The 17,185-nt window shown below is 42.0% G+C and carries 10 protein-coding genes; 6 read left to right on the top strand and 4 right to left on the bottom strand.

The genetic code is table 11. The features are described 5' to 3' along the window. Nucleotides 1-20 precede the first annotated feature (20 nt). Together ACFGVR_RS12625 and ACFGVR_RS12620 are read right to left on the bottom strand one after the other, a co-directional pair. Nucleotides 21-905 carry a universal stress protein gene (locus ACFGVR_RS12625; protein WP_448697525.1) on the bottom strand — a complete coding sequence of 295 codons (885 nt, stop codon included), beginning with the start codon at nucleotides 903-905 and terminating at the stop codon, nucleotides 21-23. 472 nt (nucleotides 906-1,377) lie between these two features. Beyond that, entirely contained in the window at nucleotides 1,378-1,668 is a 291-nt protein-coding gene (locus ACFGVR_RS12620; RefSeq protein WP_448697523.1) for a hypothetical protein, read from the bottom strand. A gap of 153 nt (nucleotides 1,669-1,821) precedes the next feature. Between ACFGVR_RS12620 and ACFGVR_RS12615 the strand changes: the two genes are divergently transcribed. The 6 genes from ACFGVR_RS12615 to ACFGVR_RS12590 all read left to right on the top strand — a co-directional run bounded on the left by ACFGVR_RS12615 (nucleotide 1,822) and on the right by ACFGVR_RS12590 (nucleotide 14,589). Next, nucleotides 1,822-3,048 carry a Pycsar system effector family protein gene (locus ACFGVR_RS12615; RefSeq protein ID WP_448697521.1) on the top strand — a complete coding sequence of 409 codons (1,227 nt, stop codon included), beginning with the start codon at nucleotides 1,822-1,824 and terminating at the stop codon, nucleotides 3,046-3,048. 1 nt (nucleotide 3,049) lies between these two features. Next, the gene (ppk1, locus tag ACFGVR_RS12610; RefSeq protein ID WP_448697520.1) at nucleotides 3,050-5,107 is read left to right on the top strand and encodes a polyphosphate kinase 1; all 2,058 of its coding nucleotides are present in this window, start codon (nucleotides 3,050-3,052) and stop codon (nucleotides 5,105-5,107) included. Continuing rightward, the gene (locus ACFGVR_RS12605; protein WP_448697519.1) at nucleotides 5,104-5,970 is read left to right on the top strand and encodes an SdiA-regulated domain-containing protein; all 867 of its coding nucleotides are present in this window, start codon (nucleotides 5,104-5,106) and stop codon (nucleotides 5,968-5,970) included. The genes ppk1 and ACFGVR_RS12605 overlap by 4 nt, the downstream gene beginning before the upstream one ends. After that, nucleotides 5,970-9,572, top strand: coding sequence for a BamA/TamA family outer membrane protein (locus tag ACFGVR_RS12600; protein ID WP_448697517.1), 3,603 nt, complete (start codon nucleotides 5,970-5,972; stop codon nucleotides 9,570-9,572). Before ACFGVR_RS12605 ends, ACFGVR_RS12600 begins: the two co-directional genes overlap by 1 nt. A 33-nt stretch (nucleotides 9,573-9,605) precedes the next feature. Next, on the top strand, nucleotides 9,606-11,948 hold the full coding sequence (locus ACFGVR_RS12595; protein WP_448697516.1) for a hypothetical protein: 2,343 nt from the start codon (nucleotides 9,606-9,608) through the stop codon (nucleotides 11,946-11,948). A gap of 178 nt (nucleotides 11,949-12,126) precedes the next feature. Continuing rightward, on the top strand, nucleotides 12,127-14,589 hold the full coding sequence (locus tag ACFGVR_RS12590) for a BamA/TamA family outer membrane protein (protein ID WP_448697515.1): 2,463 nt from the start codon (nucleotides 12,127-12,129) through the stop codon (nucleotides 14,587-14,589). Between the two features lie 56 nt (nucleotides 14,590-14,645). Here the strand turns inward: ACFGVR_RS12590 and ACFGVR_RS12585 are convergent, their stop codons facing one another. Next, the gene (locus tag ACFGVR_RS12585) at nucleotides 14,646-15,488 is read right to left on the bottom strand and encodes a glycoside hydrolase family 16 protein (protein ID WP_448697513.1); all 843 of its coding nucleotides are present in this window, start codon (nucleotides 15,486-15,488) and stop codon (nucleotides 14,646-14,648) included. 74 nt (nucleotides 15,489-15,562) lie between these two features. Next, a complete protein-coding gene (locus ACFGVR_RS12580; RefSeq protein WP_448697511.1) occupies nucleotides 15,563-17,185 on the bottom strand; it encodes a RagB/SusD family nutrient uptake outer membrane protein in 1,623 nt (540 codons plus the stop codon).

Genomic DNA, 17,185 nt, shown 5'->3' with positions numbered 1-17,185 from the left:
CTTTCGCCGCTGCTGGCCGATTAAAATACCGGTAGTGCAGATAGCTCCTCGTTATTCAAATAAACCAGTAATGGCATGGGGATATGGCCCAACATTTTTTTTGTATAACTACCAGTGAGTATCCTGTTAAAAAAATGATGCCGATGGTGCACCATTACCAGCATATCTATTTGTCCGTTTTCTACAAGAGAGTCCAGCCCCTGTTCCACGTCGTTGCTATTGACGTTGCGATAGTATATTTTATTGTAATTGGCTTTACAGGTTACCTCGGTTAAAAATTCATCAATTTTATGCTGGTGGCCTTCGCTTAAAAATTCATCATCAGTGATATGCGCAATCAATAACTCGGCGTTGATATGTCGGGCCAAACCAGCAAGCGAGTGGATCACATTAATATCGTCTGTATCCAGGTCAGTAGCGAACCCTATTTTGTTGATAGGTTTAAAACTGGTTTTAAGGGGCACCAGTAAAACGGGGCAACCTATTTTATCAATGATGGTACGGCTGGTGCTGCCTAAAAACAACCTGTTTATAAAACCGGCACCCGACATTCCCATTACGATCATGTTGATATTTTGATCGTCAACAATGTTTCTAATCACATCTACCGCATTGCCAGCTTCACAAGTGTAATCAATATGTGGTTGAAATTGTTCAGGTTCGGATATGTTTTCTGCCTCTAAACGTTTTGCCACAATCGCAAGTTCGTCCATAACATCTTTCTTCATGTCATCATAGTTTTCTAACGGCCACACTACCTGTGCAGCTATTGGTGTTTCACCGGGCACCTTAAAAGCATTGCATAATTTAACATGGGCCTTAATACTTTTAGCCAGCTTTATTGCGTAGCGTGCAGCATTTTCCGAAGCTTCAGAAAAATCTGTGGGAACTAAAATTGTTTTCATTTTTAATTTGATTTAAAGTAAACTCAACTCTTGTTACTTACTACAAAACATTCACACTACTTGTATCTATGAAACCTGTTGATGTTCGGGATTTAGTGTAACGTAATACAAATAGCGCTTTATGCTACAACATGACTGTTGAACGATAGAATTAAAATCAAACAGAATACACTTTGCGATATCAGCTTATCCTGTTGAAGGTAATGCTGACCTTGTTTTTCTTTTCATCACTCATACATTATGAATGTAAATTTGATAGTAAATTGACGATATATTGGTGAGCCCGGTCACTTTTTAAAGTGACATCCGAAACGCAAAGAAATCATACAGGGCTGTAGTGCGGGATGTACAAGGCAAAACATTCAACACTGTTGCCCTAACAACCTAAGTTAGGGCAACAAAATGATCGTTGATAAAGGCAAAACCACTAAAGCGCATTTTTACCTTCAAAATTTAATTTGGCTGAGGCTACTTAATTGGTAATATTCGGCTGTTCCTGGATAGCCTTGTGATGTAAAAGCTCATTCCTATCGGTTTTGGGTGTTTTATGAGGTTTCTCTAAATATGTGGCAGGATGTTCATCTGCCGGTTCGCTTTTCGAAAACAGGTTGCTTAACCTGCCAAACTGCTCAGCCAGTTGTCCGCGGATACCTGTACCCCTCTCTGTCAAAAATAAATAAGCTGCCGCTCCGGCAGCTACCGAGCCAAGCGCAATGGAAATGGCCACCGCACCGTTATTTTGTTTTACAAATGGATTTTTCATGCGAATTGATTTTAGTAAAACAACAAGCCTTTTTTACAATTGTTTTAACCTATAATTAATCAAATAGTAACCGCTTTTTTAAACTCATTTACTACATGCTAAACATTTTAAACAAACGGGTGTATATACAAAGAACATTAACTACCTATATAAGTGAATTACGAAAAAACTTTAGAACAGGCCCGCGAATATGTGTTATCCTTTTTCAAAACACATGCCGACGAACGTTTAACTTATCACAACACCGCACATACGGAAGGGGTTGTTTCGTCCGTGATACAAATAGCCAATCATTACCAGCTAAACGATGAAGATTTTTTTGCGGTTTGTGCCGCAGCCTGGTTCCACGATACAGGCTATGGGGTTGACCTGTATGATCATGAAAATAAAAGCATAGAGATCGTTTCTGAGTTTTTGTCTCATCACAAAATTAAGGACTCCATTCTTACCAAAATAATTGCCTGCATTGAGGCCACTAAAATGCCTCAAACTCCCCACGGCCTTTTAGAGAATATTTTATGCGATGCCGACCTGTTTCATTTAGGTACTGACAGCTTTAACGAAAAAAGTAAATTATTGCGCCAGGAAATTGAAGCTCTGCACAATACTAAAATAGATAAGGCGGACTGGCGTCAAAAAAATATTGAATTATTGCAAACCCACCAGTACCATACTGATTATTGCCGCTTGTTACTTAATGATACCCAGCAGGCTAATCTTGAAAAACTGATCAATAAACAGCAAAAAGCCGGGTTGAAAGAAAAAGAAGAACAAGCACAGGGTACAGATATTACACAGGACGCTGAAATAAGTGTTGCAAACGTGCTTACGGATATCAAAGTTAAAAAAGATAAAAAACGGAGTAAGGGCGTAGAAACCATGCTGCGTATAACAGCCAGTAATCAACAGCGCCTCAGTAACATGGCCGATAGCAAGGCCCACATCATGATATCGGTAAACTCCATCATCATATCACTGCTTTTAAGTTTGTTGTTACGTAAAATAGATGAGCATCAGCACCAGTTAATACCCGCCATAGTGCTTTTAGGTGTAAACCTGGTAACCATTGTTTTTGCCATACTGGCTACCCGGCCCAATGTTACTCAGGGCACCTTTACTGTCGAAGAAATAAAAAGTCGAAAAGTTAACTTGATGTTTTTTGGCAATTTTTTTAAAATGCCTTTTGACAATTACCAAGCCGGCATGAATGATATGATGAACGATAATAACTTTTTATACGGCAGTATGGTAAAAGACCTGTACTCGCAAGGTGTGGTATTAGGTCGTAAATACCATTTGCTGCGCATGTCGTACAATGTATTTATGTATGGGTTGATCATTTCAGTGATCGCGTTCGTTATTTCAGCTACTATTATTTAATATGAACGCGCCCGCATTTTCACCTGTTTTTTTTGACCGCGATTTAAGCTGGCTAAAATTTAACGAGCTGATATTGGATCAGGCAGATAACCCGGCCGTACCCGTGTTGGAGCAGATCAAATTCTTATCCATTTTTTCATCTAATCTTGATGAGTTCTACCGGGTACGGATGCCCGTGCTATATGCGGTTGATAAAATTATAAAGAAAGGCAAAAAGCAAATTAACATTCGGTCTTCAGCTACGCAGGCTATCAGCTTAATTGAGCAACAGCAGCAAAAATTTGGTAAGATCCTTAAAGAAAAAATCATTCCACAACTGCAAAAAAACAACATTGCTTTTTGGTATGATACTCCCATTGATAACGAGGTATTAAAATTATCATCAAATTGGTTTTACAGCCAGGTAATGGCTTTTTTACGACCGGTGTATATTGCCGAAAACGACTTTTACCCTAAAAATAACAGGCTCTATTTGCTCGTTGTTTTAAAAAATGCAGATGGCAATGAAGAGCAGGTTGTTTTAAATATCCCATCCGACAAGTTACCACGTTTTTTCACTATCCATCATCATAAAAAGCTACAACTGATCTTTATTGATGATATCATCAGGTTTCACTTGCCTGCGCTTTTTAAAAATTGTGTTATCAAAAACTGTTATTCATTTAAAATAACCCGCGATGCAGAGATCGATCTGAAGGATGAATATGATGGTGATATGGCCGACCAGATAGAAAAGCAGATAGAAAAAAGGGAATTTGGTTTAGCCACACGCTTTTTGTATTCGCCCGGGATGCCTTTGCGGGCATTAGAAACCTTGATCGATAAATTTAACCTGCACAATGCTAACCACATGCCCGGCGGAGCTTATCATAACCTGAAAGACCTTTTTAATTTCCCTGCTAAAAATGCAGAGCTGGCCTTTGAGGAATGGGCACCTGTTAGCAATAACACTCTTCATCATAACACCTCTGTTTTTGATAAACTAACTGAGAGTGATATCATAGTGCATACGCCCTACGATAGTTATGATACCATTCTTCGCTTTTTTAACGAAGCAGCAGTGGATGTTAATGTCGAAGAAATTTATGTAAGCCTGTACCGCGTTGCCAGCGATTCGCGCATTGTTAACGCCTTGATAAGCGCAGCTAAAAACGGCAAAAAAGTAAATGTGCTGGTTGAGCTAAAGGCCCGTTTTGATGAAGCCAACAACTTAAAATGGGCAAAAAAACTTAAAAGTGCTGGCGCGCAAATTATTTACAGCGTTACCGCGCTAAAGGTACATGCTAAAGTTGCGTTGGTAAAACGCCGGCAAGGTAAGCGGCTTAAATATTTTGGTTTACTGGGTACAGGCAATTTTAACGAAGGTACCGCCAAAGTATATACCGATCACATTTTGATGACTGCCAATGGCGACCTGCTGCGCGAGGTGGAACTACTTTTCATTTTTTTAGCCAAACGTGTAAAACCCGAAAAGCACGGGTCCATCGATTTCAAATATTTGCTGGTATCAAAATTTAACCTACAGGAGCGGTTTATTGAACTGATAGACCGCGAAATTGAATTTGCCGAACAAGGTTTACCGGCTAACATCACCATTAAGCTCAATAATATCGAAGAGCAGGTATTGATCTCTAAATTGTATGAAGCTTCAAACGCGGGAGTTAAGATCAACATCATAGCGCGCAGTATTTGCTGTTTGATACCCGGTGTTGATAACATGAGCCAAAACATTACCGTTACCCGCATTGTTGACCGCTATCTCGAGCACGGCCGTATATTTATTTTTAATAACAACAACAATCCGGAGGTTTACGCTGGCTCGGCCGATTGGATGAACAGGAATATATATCACCGCATAGAGGTTTGTTACCCCGTTTATAACCAACAGATCAAACAGCAACTGATCGATATTGTTAATATTCAGTTAAAAGACACCATGCAGGCCGTAACTATCAACTCTGACTTGAATAACATCCCTGTAAAGGCATCGGTAAAAACCTGGCAATCACAATTGCAGGTTTACAAACTATTGAGCAAACAATCCCATCAAACACCATGAAAAAGTACATCATCTATACCCTACTGATAACAGCAAGCTCTACATTTGTTGGCTGTGCCCAAAAGCCTGTTTATAAAAGTCCCGCCGGTTACAACCTGGCAAAGCCGGTTAAATATGTTATGCCGGATACATTGCACGAAATTTCGGGTATTGCTTTTAAACAGGGAGATGCCGGCATGCTATACGCCGAAGAAGACGAACATGGCCGTGTATATTATATGCACCTTGGCGATAAAACTGCAAAGTATACTGCATTTAGGCCCAAAGGCGATTTTGAAGATATGGCCGTGTGCGGGCAACAGGTGGTAATGCTGCAAAGCAAGGGCGTGCTGTTTACCTTGCCTTTAGCCGAATTGGGTAAACCGCGGGCAAACAATGTGCAAAAATGGGAAAACATATTGCCCGATGGCGAATATGAAGGTTTGTATGCCGATGAAAAGGCACAACAAGTATACGTTTTATGTAAACATTGCAGTGTAGACAAAACGAGTAAAACAAACAGTGGTTTTATTTTCGATATTGCAACCGGCGGTGCGATCAAAAGATCGGGCGATTTTAGCGTGAATGTAAAACATATTGAAGATCTGTCGGGGCAGGATAAAGTACGGTTTCATCCGTCGGGTCTAAGCCGTAACCCGGTAACCGGCGACTGGTGGATACTTTCGTCGGTCAATAAAATGATCGTTGTGGCTGATGCTAAATGGAAAATACGGGAAGTATATACATTAGATCCCAACCTCTTTACTCAACCCGAAGGCATCACGTTTGACAATCAAAACAATCTGTATATCGCTAACGAAGGTGGAACCGCGTCACATGCCAATGTGTTAAAATTCCCTTACCAAAAAACAGCCGGAAATTAATGAGAAGGGCTTTATTACTTATACTTTTAACTATTCCGCTGTTTTTAAACGCCCAAAACATCATCCGCAGTCGGGTTATTTTGATTGGCGATGCCGGCGAGATGGACAGCCAGCAAAGTTTTGTGCTCGATAATGCTGCATCAAAAATTATTAAGGGCAAAACTACGGTGGTTTATCTGGGCGATAATATTTACCCTACGGGGATGGGTTTGCCCGGCAGCCCCGAAGAAGAGCAGACAAAAAATATACTGCGCACACAGTTCAGGCCTATGCGCAAAGCCGGCGCACCTGTTTATTTTGTACCGGGCAATCATGATTGGGACCGAATGGGGCCGCTTGGCCTGGCAAAAATTAAAAGGCAGTCGGAGTTCCTGGCCGAGCAAAAGGACTCTTTATTAAAAGCGACACCGGCTAACGGATGCCCGGATCCTACAGAGATCAATATCTCCGATGATATGGTCATCATTGCTTTCGACTCAGAATGGTGGCTTTATCTTTACAATAAGGATAACCCCATTGCTGATTGTGACTGCAAAACCAACGAGGAAATTGCATCGCGTTTCAGGGAGCTGTTATACAAAAACCGTAATAAGGTAATTTTACTGGCCGATCATCACCCGTTTGAATCATATGGCCACCATGGCGGCAGCTATATTTTAAACGATTACATTTTCCCCTTAACATCCGTAAAAGAAAACCTGTACATACCCTTGCCTGTAATTGGTGCACTTTACCCGCTTTTGCGGGGTACTTTTGATGTCCCGGAAGATAATGGCCATCCTTTATACCGCATCATGATACAAATGGTCAATGAAGCTTTTGCCGGCGACCCAAATGTGATCCATGTATCCGGCCATGAACATGGCCTGCAGTTTATCAAAGATGGCGATTTCACCCAGGTGGTCAGCGGTTCGGGCGCTAAGCGGGCTGTAGTTAAAAAAGGGAAGAATTCCCTCTTCGCGCAAAGCATCGGTGGCTATGTAACCGTCGACCAGATGGACGATAAAAGCGTTAAATTTACTTACTACGCCAACGTGGCCGATAGTACTTTAAGCCCGGTGTTTACTTACACCAAACCGTATGTTAAAATAAAAATACCTGTCGAAAAAAGTTACGATATCATCAAAGGTGATAGCATCACTGTTGCGGCCAAACCGGATTTTGATAAAGCCGATAAGGCGCATCGTTTGATGTTTGGTGAAAATTACCGTAAAGAATGGGCTGCCCCGGCAATAATACCGGTAATAAAAATGAGTTCGTATAAAGGTGGCTTAACACCGGTAGCTTATGGCGGCGCGCATCAAAAACACGCTTTGGTTTTAAAGGACGCATCTGATAAAAAATATGTGCTCAGCAGTATTGAAAAATATCCGCTCATCTTATTACCACAGGCAATAAGCCAAACATTTGCCAAGTCGTGGTTAAGCGATGCCATGTCGGCGCAGCACCCTTACGGCGCATTAATAGCACCGGTTATTGCACAGGCTGTAAAAGTAGCGCACACCTCACCCATAATAGGTTATGTAGCTGCCGATAAACGTTTAGGGTATTACGAAAAAGAATTTGCCGGCACTTTATGCCTGCTCGAAGAACGCGAACCAGGCGACAGTTCGATCAACACAGGTAACATGATCAAAGAACTGGATAAAAGCAGTTCGAACCGGCTGGATAGTATCGAGTTTTTCAGAACGCGATTGCTTGATTGGTTTTTAGGCGATTGGGATCAGCAGCAAGATCAGTTACGCTGGCTGGGTGTACAAAAAGGCGCAAACAGGTATTTCTCGGCCGTACCGCATGATCGCACGGTGGCTTTTTATATCAACCAGGGTTTTATTCCTAAAATAGCCTCACGCCAGTTTGTTGCCCGCTATCTCAAGGGATATAACGCTCCTCCAAAATCAATTGTTGATTTCTTTTTTAATGGTCATAATTTAAACACCCGCTTTTTAAGCCAGATAAGTTATGAAAAATGGATGCAGGTAACCCACGACTTTGCCGCTGCCCTTACCGATGATGTTTTGGAACAGTCGTTACGCCGCTTGCCACTGGCCATTTATCGCATCAGCCATGATAAGCTGTTAAAAGAAATGAAATACCGGCGTGATCACCTGATGGAGGCCTCTGACATTTATTATCGTTTTTTAAATAAAACGATCGACATTAAAGCTACCGACAAAAGCGAGCTGTTTATTTTAAAAGACACATTGAAAAACAACCTGATAGTACGTGTCAATAAACTACCGGTTACCAGATCAAAAAGTACGGTTTACTTTAAGGTATTCGATCCTGCTTTTACTAAAGAAGTACGCCTGTTTGTTGCCAAAGGACAGGATAGTATTGTGGTAAACAACACCTCATCGCCAATAAAAATACGCATAGTTGGTGGCGATGGGCACCGCACGTACAATATCGAGAACAATACCAAAAAGTTAGATATTTACGAGAAGGTAAATACGGCGGTGTTTACCGGCAACAGCAAAGTTGTTGTAGACAAAAAGCTATCAAACGATTCGGCAAACGTAGCTTATTTACCAACTACTCATTATACTACCGCTATACCGCTCTTTTCTACCGGATACGATGTTGACCAGGGGTATTTTATTGAAGGCGGTATCAAATACCTGCGCCAGGGCTTTCGCAAAAATCCATCAAGCACACAACAGCTTACAGTTGGCCATGCCTTTGGCTACGAGTCGACACGTATTAATTTTATTGCCGATATCAACAGTGGGCCAAATAAAGCGGATGCCGAGTTACAGTTTAAAGGCTATTTTCCCAATAACATCAATTTCTTTGGCCGGGGTAACGTAAGCGATTACAATAAAACCGGCGATTATGTTAATTTTTATCGCGCCAAGTTTAATTTTTTTACTGCTGATGCAAGCCTGCGCTGGCAAAACATAGCGGCAACACAAAGTGTACGATTAGGGCCCTCGGTCCAATACTATCATTATTTAAATGATGCCTCGCCTAACCTTATTAATCACCCCGAACTGGTTAACAGTTATGATAGCCTGAGTTACACCCAAAACAAGCTGCACATAGGTTTCATGGTAACTTATATTGATGATAAGCGCGATCGTAAGATACTCACATCCTGGGGAGCATATGTCAACTCGCGGGTGCAGGCTTACGCAGGGATCGGTAGTTCGGCAAAAACTTTTTTACAATGGTTAACCGAGGCCACGCTTTATAAAAGTGTTGATACCCATTCAAACTTCGTGATCACCGAAAAAGCCGGTGCGGGTATTACCCTGGGCCAAACCACTTTTTATCAGTCAATGTTTTTAGGCGGCGAAAACAACCTGATCGGCTATAAACAAAACCGATTTGCCGGCGAACAGATGCTTTACAATAACCTGGAGGGGCGCTGGAAGTTTAACAATCTGTTCTCGTATATATTACCCGGTCAATATGGTGTTACCGCAGCTTATGATATTGGCCGTGTTTGGGACAGGTCGGAGCAATCTAACGCGGTTTGGCACAATGGTTTTGGAGCCGGTGTTTATTTTTCACCGTCGGACATGGCACTGTTACAAGTCAAGACAGGTTATTCGGTTGAAGGCTGGTATCCTTATATCAATTTTACCTTAACATTTTAACCACTCGTTTGTATTACTATTTGAAGGATCACAATGCAAACAACCATACTTGATATTAAAGAGCATTTAGGAAAGAAGGAACTTGTACAAACAGCTTTCTCGTTCAAGCCATTTGTCAAATATCTCAAAAAACGGGTTGATGCCGAACAAACCATAAAAGGTGAATTTTACAGGTTTGTGCTCAATAAATTCAAGTTTTATCCGCATCTGGAAACTGATACATTAACCGTAAAGGAAGCTGAAAAATACACCGATGTTTTGGAGTTGGTGTACACCATATTGTCGCCTGCCGTTGAAGACGAGAGCAAATTGTTTTGGGCGCTCAGCTCACCTGTTCCATCACAGATCATTTACAGTACCGATGCCTTTTTCAATTTTTTAACCAACCATAAAGCAAATAATAAAAATAAGGCAGATAATGACGGCTTACCTCTGTTTCAAGATCAGCAGGTTGATTTTATTTACCGGTTGATTTTGCAAAAGCTGTACAATTTCCCATCGGATATCAGTAATGATATTATTTACTCACATGCCGACCCCGACACCGGTGTATGCAAGTATTACCGCATCCATACCGATACCAATTTTATCGATGTGACAGCAAAGAGCGACCTGCCTGACATCAACCCCGAAATGATAGAGCCATTTTTGTACGATGGCGTAGAGATGGATATCCTGCAGGATATTATACCTTTAAGCATGTTCAATCTGGAAGGATTTGCGGTGATCACTATTGATGACGTAACTGCCGATAGATCGGTTGAGAACATCAGGAATGCCCTGGTTAATACCAATGGACAAACCGATCTTTATGCTGATGTGATCAGTTCGTTACAAACCCTTACCGGTAATAACTCGATCAAGTTTGGGTTGCTGCCTTTGCTACGGGTAAACGGATCGCTGATATTCGACACTCAGGAATGCAGTAATAGCATCCTGGTTAAAACTGCAAAACAATTTGAAGCAACCGAAGAAACATACAGTTCATTCAATAATTATCTCGAAAAACCGGGTGCTATGTTTTTCAGCACCTTATCCGAAAAAAAGATAGAGCAATTTGCCTTTTTAAAAGTAATTAAACAAAGCGGCATCAAATCATACGCCATGCTGCCGGTGTATTACAACCGTAAGCTTACTGGCATATTGGAGATCTATTCGGAGCAAAGAGTTGTTTTTTACGAAAAATTGCTTTCAAAACTGCAGGGCGCAATACCCTTGCTGGCCCAGTTACTGCAAGATAGTGCCGAGCAATTTAATTTAAATCTTAACGAGGTTATTAAAACAAACTTTACCACGCTGCAAAAACCTGTGGAGTGGAAGTTTACAGAGGCTGCATGGCATTACCTGATAGAAAAAAGCGCAGGTACCGAAGAGCCTGATATCGAAATTGTTTCGTTCGATAACGTGTACCCTCTTTTTGGTTCGATAGATATCCGCGACTCTACCATTAAACACAACCAGGCATTGGATAATGATATCAGCACCATCATTACCGCATTACACAACACGGTTGCAGAGTTAAAAAAGCACCTCCCCAAACGCTTGTCTAACAAAATGGCTACAGCAGTAAAAGGCTGGCTTAAATTGTTCAACGTGGTTAAAAAGTCCAACGACGAAATCATGTTCAGTAATACCCTGCATGGGGTTGTGCATCCGTATTTATCGCAATACAGGCAAAAATATCCGGCCACAGAGCCTGTATTAAATGAATTTGCTAAAACGATAAATGAACAAAAGGGCGATGGCTACGCCCATAGGCGCGCGCTCGAAGTGTCGATAAAACAAATAAACAGTGCGCTAAATCACTATTTTGAACAGGCACAAACAAGGCTTCAAAAAATATACCCTTGTTATTTCGAAAAATTCCGGTCGGATGGGGTTGAATATGATATTTATACCGGCCAGGCTATAGCACCTGCCGTTGAGTTTACCCCTGGCCATTTAAAGCAATTTCGCAACTGGCAGATCAAATCGATGCTTGATGTTGCTCTGTTAGCGAATACCCTGCAATCAAAAATGCCTGTGCCGCTAGAGGTAGCCTCGCTTATTTTTGTCCACTCGAGCCAGATCAATATTTGCTTCCGTAATGATGAACGTCGTTTTGATGTGGAGGGGTACTATAACATCAGGTACGAGGTGATCAAAAAACGGATCGACAAAGTACGTATCAAGGAAACCAAACAACGGCTAACTCAACCCGGCCAAATTTCCCTGGTTTATTTTAACGATGCCGAGGCTCAGGATTACATCAGTTATATTAAAGAGCTGCAAAAAGAAAAAAAGTTAAAGAACGACCTCCACATGGTACAGTTAGAAGAGTTGCAAGGCGTTACCGGATTAAAGGCACTGCGTGTTAGTGTAAACTACAAAATTTAATCTGAACGAAACAAGATACGAACAAATTCTATACTTATATGTTAGACTAATACACCGGGGCAAACCCGGCTATTATGCTACCTATATGACTTATAAACAAATATTTATACTCTGTTTTTTAACAACTTTTGCCTACTGTTCGTACTCCCAAAACCACAGCCCGAACGATAGTGTAACAGTGGCGGTCCATCCTCAATATAATGATGTGAGCGGCTTCCATAAAACACTTTTAGGTAAAAATTACCGTAACGTATGGGCGTTGCCGGTAAAGATGAAAGTGTTTCATCTCGAAACAGAAAAGGGTGGTTTAAAAATCACCGGTACCGGTGGCGGTAACCAAACAAGTTCATTGCAGCTGGTTGACTCAACCGGGCAGGAATGGGTATTAAGATCGGTAAACAAAACCACCTCGAGGGAACTGCCCAAATATTATAACCACACTATAGTGACCTCTTTTTTGCAGGATGAGGTATCCACGTCTCATCCGTTTTCGGCTCTATGCGTTGCACCTTTAGAGGATGCGCTCGATATACCCCATTCGCATCCGTCTATCGTTTATTTACCCGATGGCCCCAACCTGGGAAAATACCGTAAAGAGTTTGGCAACCAGGTTTATTTGTTTGAGGAGCATAGCCCGCTCGATGGATCGAAAGCTATAAAGACTGAAAAGTTGCAGGATAAATTGGAGAAAGATAACGATAATAAAGCCGATCAGCACTTGCTTTTACGCGCCCGCGTGCTTGATATGATCATAGGTGACTGGGACCGGCACGAAGGGCAGTGGCGATGGGAAAAAGAAAGTGACACCACTAAAGATCTGTATGAGCCTATCCCACGCGACAGGGATAAAGTTTTTTATACTACCGACGGTGTTTTACCGTCTGCAATCTCGGTTTTTGTACCCAAACTCCCTCCCTATAAGGATCATATCAAAAACATATCCGGCTGGAACGCCAATAACATCTCATTCGACTTGTATTTTTTAAACCAGTTAAGCTGGGAAGATTGGGAAAAAGAAATTGCCTATGTGCAAAGTAAACTTACCGACGGATTGCTTACACAAGCGGTTAAACTGATACCTGCCAAGGCCTACGCATTGACAGGCCAACGAATAACCAAAACCCTAATACAGCGGCGAAACAATATTAAACAGGACGCTTTTAAATATTATAGTTTTCTGGCCAAAACTGTTGATATACCGGCATCTGATAAAAACGAAAAATTTACCATTGCCGAACTTGACAGCGGTAAAATAAACGTCACCATCAACAAGGTTAAAAAAGACACCGTTGGCAAGGTTATTTATCAGCGCACATTTGATCCGGAAATAACTAAAGAGATCCGTTTATATGGTTTAGATGGCAAAAACACTTTTGATATTGGCGGCAATGAGCCCTCACCTATTAAAGTGCGGATGATAGGCGGAAATGATGAAGACACTTATCATATTGACAGTAAACTGGATAACCGCGGCAAGCTGTTTGTTTATGATCGCTCCGATCAAAAGAACAACCTGCCATCTTCGTCACTGGCTCATATCCGCACATCCAAAGATTCAACCATCAACAGTTTTGACAGGCCGGTGCATCAATCGGATCGTTTTTCACCACTCATTAGTTTAGGTTACAGTCCGGAAGATGGTGTAATGTTGGTTGGCGGCATGCATGCCGAAAAACACGGGTTTAAAGAAGTACCTTATGTTAGCAAACAAGAGTTAAAAGTGAGCTATACGCTTACTAAACAATCGTTTATTGTTACTTATAAAGGCGACTTTAAAAAAGTAATCGGCAATAACGATCTGCAGGTAAATATTCTGGAGCGTGGCCCCAAAAATGTAAACAACTTCTTCGGCATGGGTAATGTAGGCGAATTTGTTAATTCGGGCGAGAAAACTTTCGATTATTACCGTAACCGATATGATTTTACCAATGCCGATGTGCGCCTGGCACATCAGTATGGCAAATGGCAGGTTAGCGCAGGCGTTGTAGGGCAATACTACAGCAGTTGGGAATCAAATAACACCACGCATTTTTTTGCGGAATACAACGACACGCATCCGGAATTGAACCTATTTTCGACCAAATACTACACCGGCCTTGTGGGTGGGGTAATTTTAGACACCCGCAATAACGCAAAATTTACATCAAAGGGTGTGATGTGGCGTACCAACATCACCGGCCTAACAGCCTTGAACGTCAATAACAAAACCAATGGCGCCATATTGTCTACTTTTAGTTTTTTTATCCCTGTAAAGGATTCGGCCATCGTTATAGCCGATCGTACCGGCGCCGGTACATTTATTGGCGGGGGCGAGTTTTTCCAGATGATGAACCTGGGCGGCCCAAGCCTGCAGGGGTACCACACCAGCAGGTTTATAGGCAACAGTATGCTGTATAACAACCTTGAACTGCGAATGAAAGTATGCGATTTTAACGCGTACCTGTTTCCGTCAACCCTGGGCCTGGTATTGTACAATGATGTGGGCCGTGTTTGGTTGAATGGCGAATCGTCAAATGTCGTACACGAAGCTTACGGCGGGGGTATTTACCTTACTCCTTACCACTCTTTTATATTACAAGGCGTAGTGGGCAGGGGCACCGAAGGCTATCTTACTTATTATTCAATAGGTTTTAGGTTTTAATTAGCATGGTAATACACGCTTGCCGCGGATACATTTAACCACCGGCAGAGTGCTCCTTATTGATATACCCTTACATAATCAATTTCAAATCGTTTTGGAAAGGCGGTTGCCGAGGGATCTCCGCCGTTATCTCCGCCAAGGGCCAGGTTAAGCAGCATGTATTGCGGTTGGTTAAACGGGTTAATACCCGATCCATCTTTGTTAACCAATTGGCTAAGATCAGCGTGGTTCATTAACTCATCGTCAACATACAGGCTTATTCCTTTTTCATCCCAATCCATGCGCCATATGTGAAATTGGTTTGACCAATTTGGATCGGTAAATAATTTAACTGCTTTGGTTTTGCTAAACCATTGAGCTTTATAGGGTGTGGCTGTACCGCAGGCAATGTTGGCCAGTATCTTTCCCCGGTAATACTCCATGATATCGATCTCGCCGTTTGCAGGCCATTTGCCCGATACACCCAGCATCCAGAATGCGGGCCACAGGCCCATATTGGTATCTATTTTGGCGCGCATTACAAAGCGGCCATATTTCCAGGCATGTAAACCGGAGGTATTGATACTTGCTGAGGTGTATTCAATAAAGGGGCGCTTATTTTTCCAGTTGGTGCTTGCAGAGTCATAACCCGGGTTAGGCACGTGTGCTTTGCGAACTTCGATAATTAACCTACCGTCTTTACACCAGGCATTGGCCGATTGGTACCATTGCAATTCGTGGTTACGCACAAAGCCGTTTTCAAACTTCCAGTTACGGGTATCAGGAGGGCCATTCGTATTAAACTCATCTGCCCATACCAGTTTGTAAACCTTGCCAGTATCAGCGGGTGGTTTGATCGAACCCAATGCTGTTAATGAGAAGCACCAAAATATAATAAAACTTAACTTTTGATATTGCATACAATCTGTTGATAATATAAAACCCGGGTATTTGCACCCGGGTTTTATACAAATTTTATATTATCAATAATACATTAATATCCCGGATTTTGATCCAGAACAGCATCTTTATTTAATTGAATTTCTGATAATGGAATTGGCAGTAACAGGTTTTTTGCTGTTAAACCTGTTGTAGGATGTACTGCATCGTTTGAGTTTAAACGGGTAGCGCGGTCAACCAATGTGCCGGTACGCATTAATGTTTGGCGCCTGTTTTCTTCGCCTATCAATTCGCGGGCGCGCTCGTCCAATATAAAATCAAGTGTCATTTGCGCTCCGGTTACCTGCGGCGCTTTAGCACGTGTTCTTAGTACATTGATAGATGCGGCAGCTTCATTAGTTTTACCTTGCTTAAATTGCGCTTCGGCAAGCAATAAATAAGTTTCACCCAAACGCATCATAATAAAATCTTTGATCATCGCGTAACCAAACGAATCATTCGGATCAAACTGCCCCCATTTAGTAATGCTTGGGCAAATGCGGAACAAGGTATCGGTACCTGTAAACGGCACAGGTTTGCCGTATAGCGCAGGTGATGCCGGGTCGTTATAATAATAACGTCTCTTAATGCTGTATTGTGAATTACGCATATCTCCGGTTGGATACAGGCCATACAACACCCAATTACTTAACCTTAACCTCGCAATACCACGTCCGCCTAAAGAATCGCAAATGGCCATACCCGGCACCTGATAATATGCTGCTCCCCAAACACGGCGTTGCTGCGCGTTATCCACGTTGCCGCCAACCACCGTTGCCGGATTTTCTTGCTCTAATACCCATAGCGCTTCCGGACTTCCCTGCGAACGGCGCTGATTACCGTAAACAAACATATCAGAGTAATAATCGCCTGCGCCGCCTGCCCGCACACCATAACGTGCACTAACCAAACTAAATTTACCGCTGCTGATAACTGCCTGGGCCTGCTGCTCAGCTAAATCGTTTTTGCCCATGCGCAGATAAGTTTCGGCTAATAGTTGCATGGCCATATATTTATTGGCACGGCCAACCGGTTTACCCTGCACATTAACCTTATTACCGGTACCATTCAGATCAGATAAATAAGTGCTGGCATAAGTAAGGTCGCCTACAATAAGTGCATCAATATCTGCTTGTGGCGAACGAACAAAATCGATTTTAAACGTTGTTACAGGCGAAGTTACCAAAGGCACTTTACCAAACAGTATAGTTAGGTTGTGATAAGCATATGCCCTGAAAAACTTTGCTTCGGCTTCAACCTGCCTTTTACCAATTATTGTAATTTTAGTTGTGGATGGATTTTCGGCCGAACTGATAATAATATTGGCGTTATTGATCATGGCATAATACTTTCTCCAAATGTATGCTGCCGCGGCGTCGGTATTGGTTAATGTGGCATAGTTATAATACGGCACTTCTATACCTTCCTGCTGGGCTGTCGCATTAGCAACATCGGTGCCTATTTGCCAAACGCTCGGCCAACCCTGGCGGTCGGCATAGGTTAATATACCGGTTTCAAGATTATAAAGCCCCACTGCAGATGCTTCAAAACCCAGCGAATCGGTTAAGGTTAATGGCGTATATGATGAGTATGGCGTTTCATCCAGATAACTCTTTTTACAGGATGGGATTGCAAATGCTAAAATGCATGCGGCAACCAAAATATAATATTTTTTCAT

The sequence above is a fragment of the Mucilaginibacter aureus genome (genome assembly GCF_053514885.1).
Note: the sequence above shows the minus strand (reverse complement) of the source record. Positions and strands in the feature narration are given on the sequence as shown.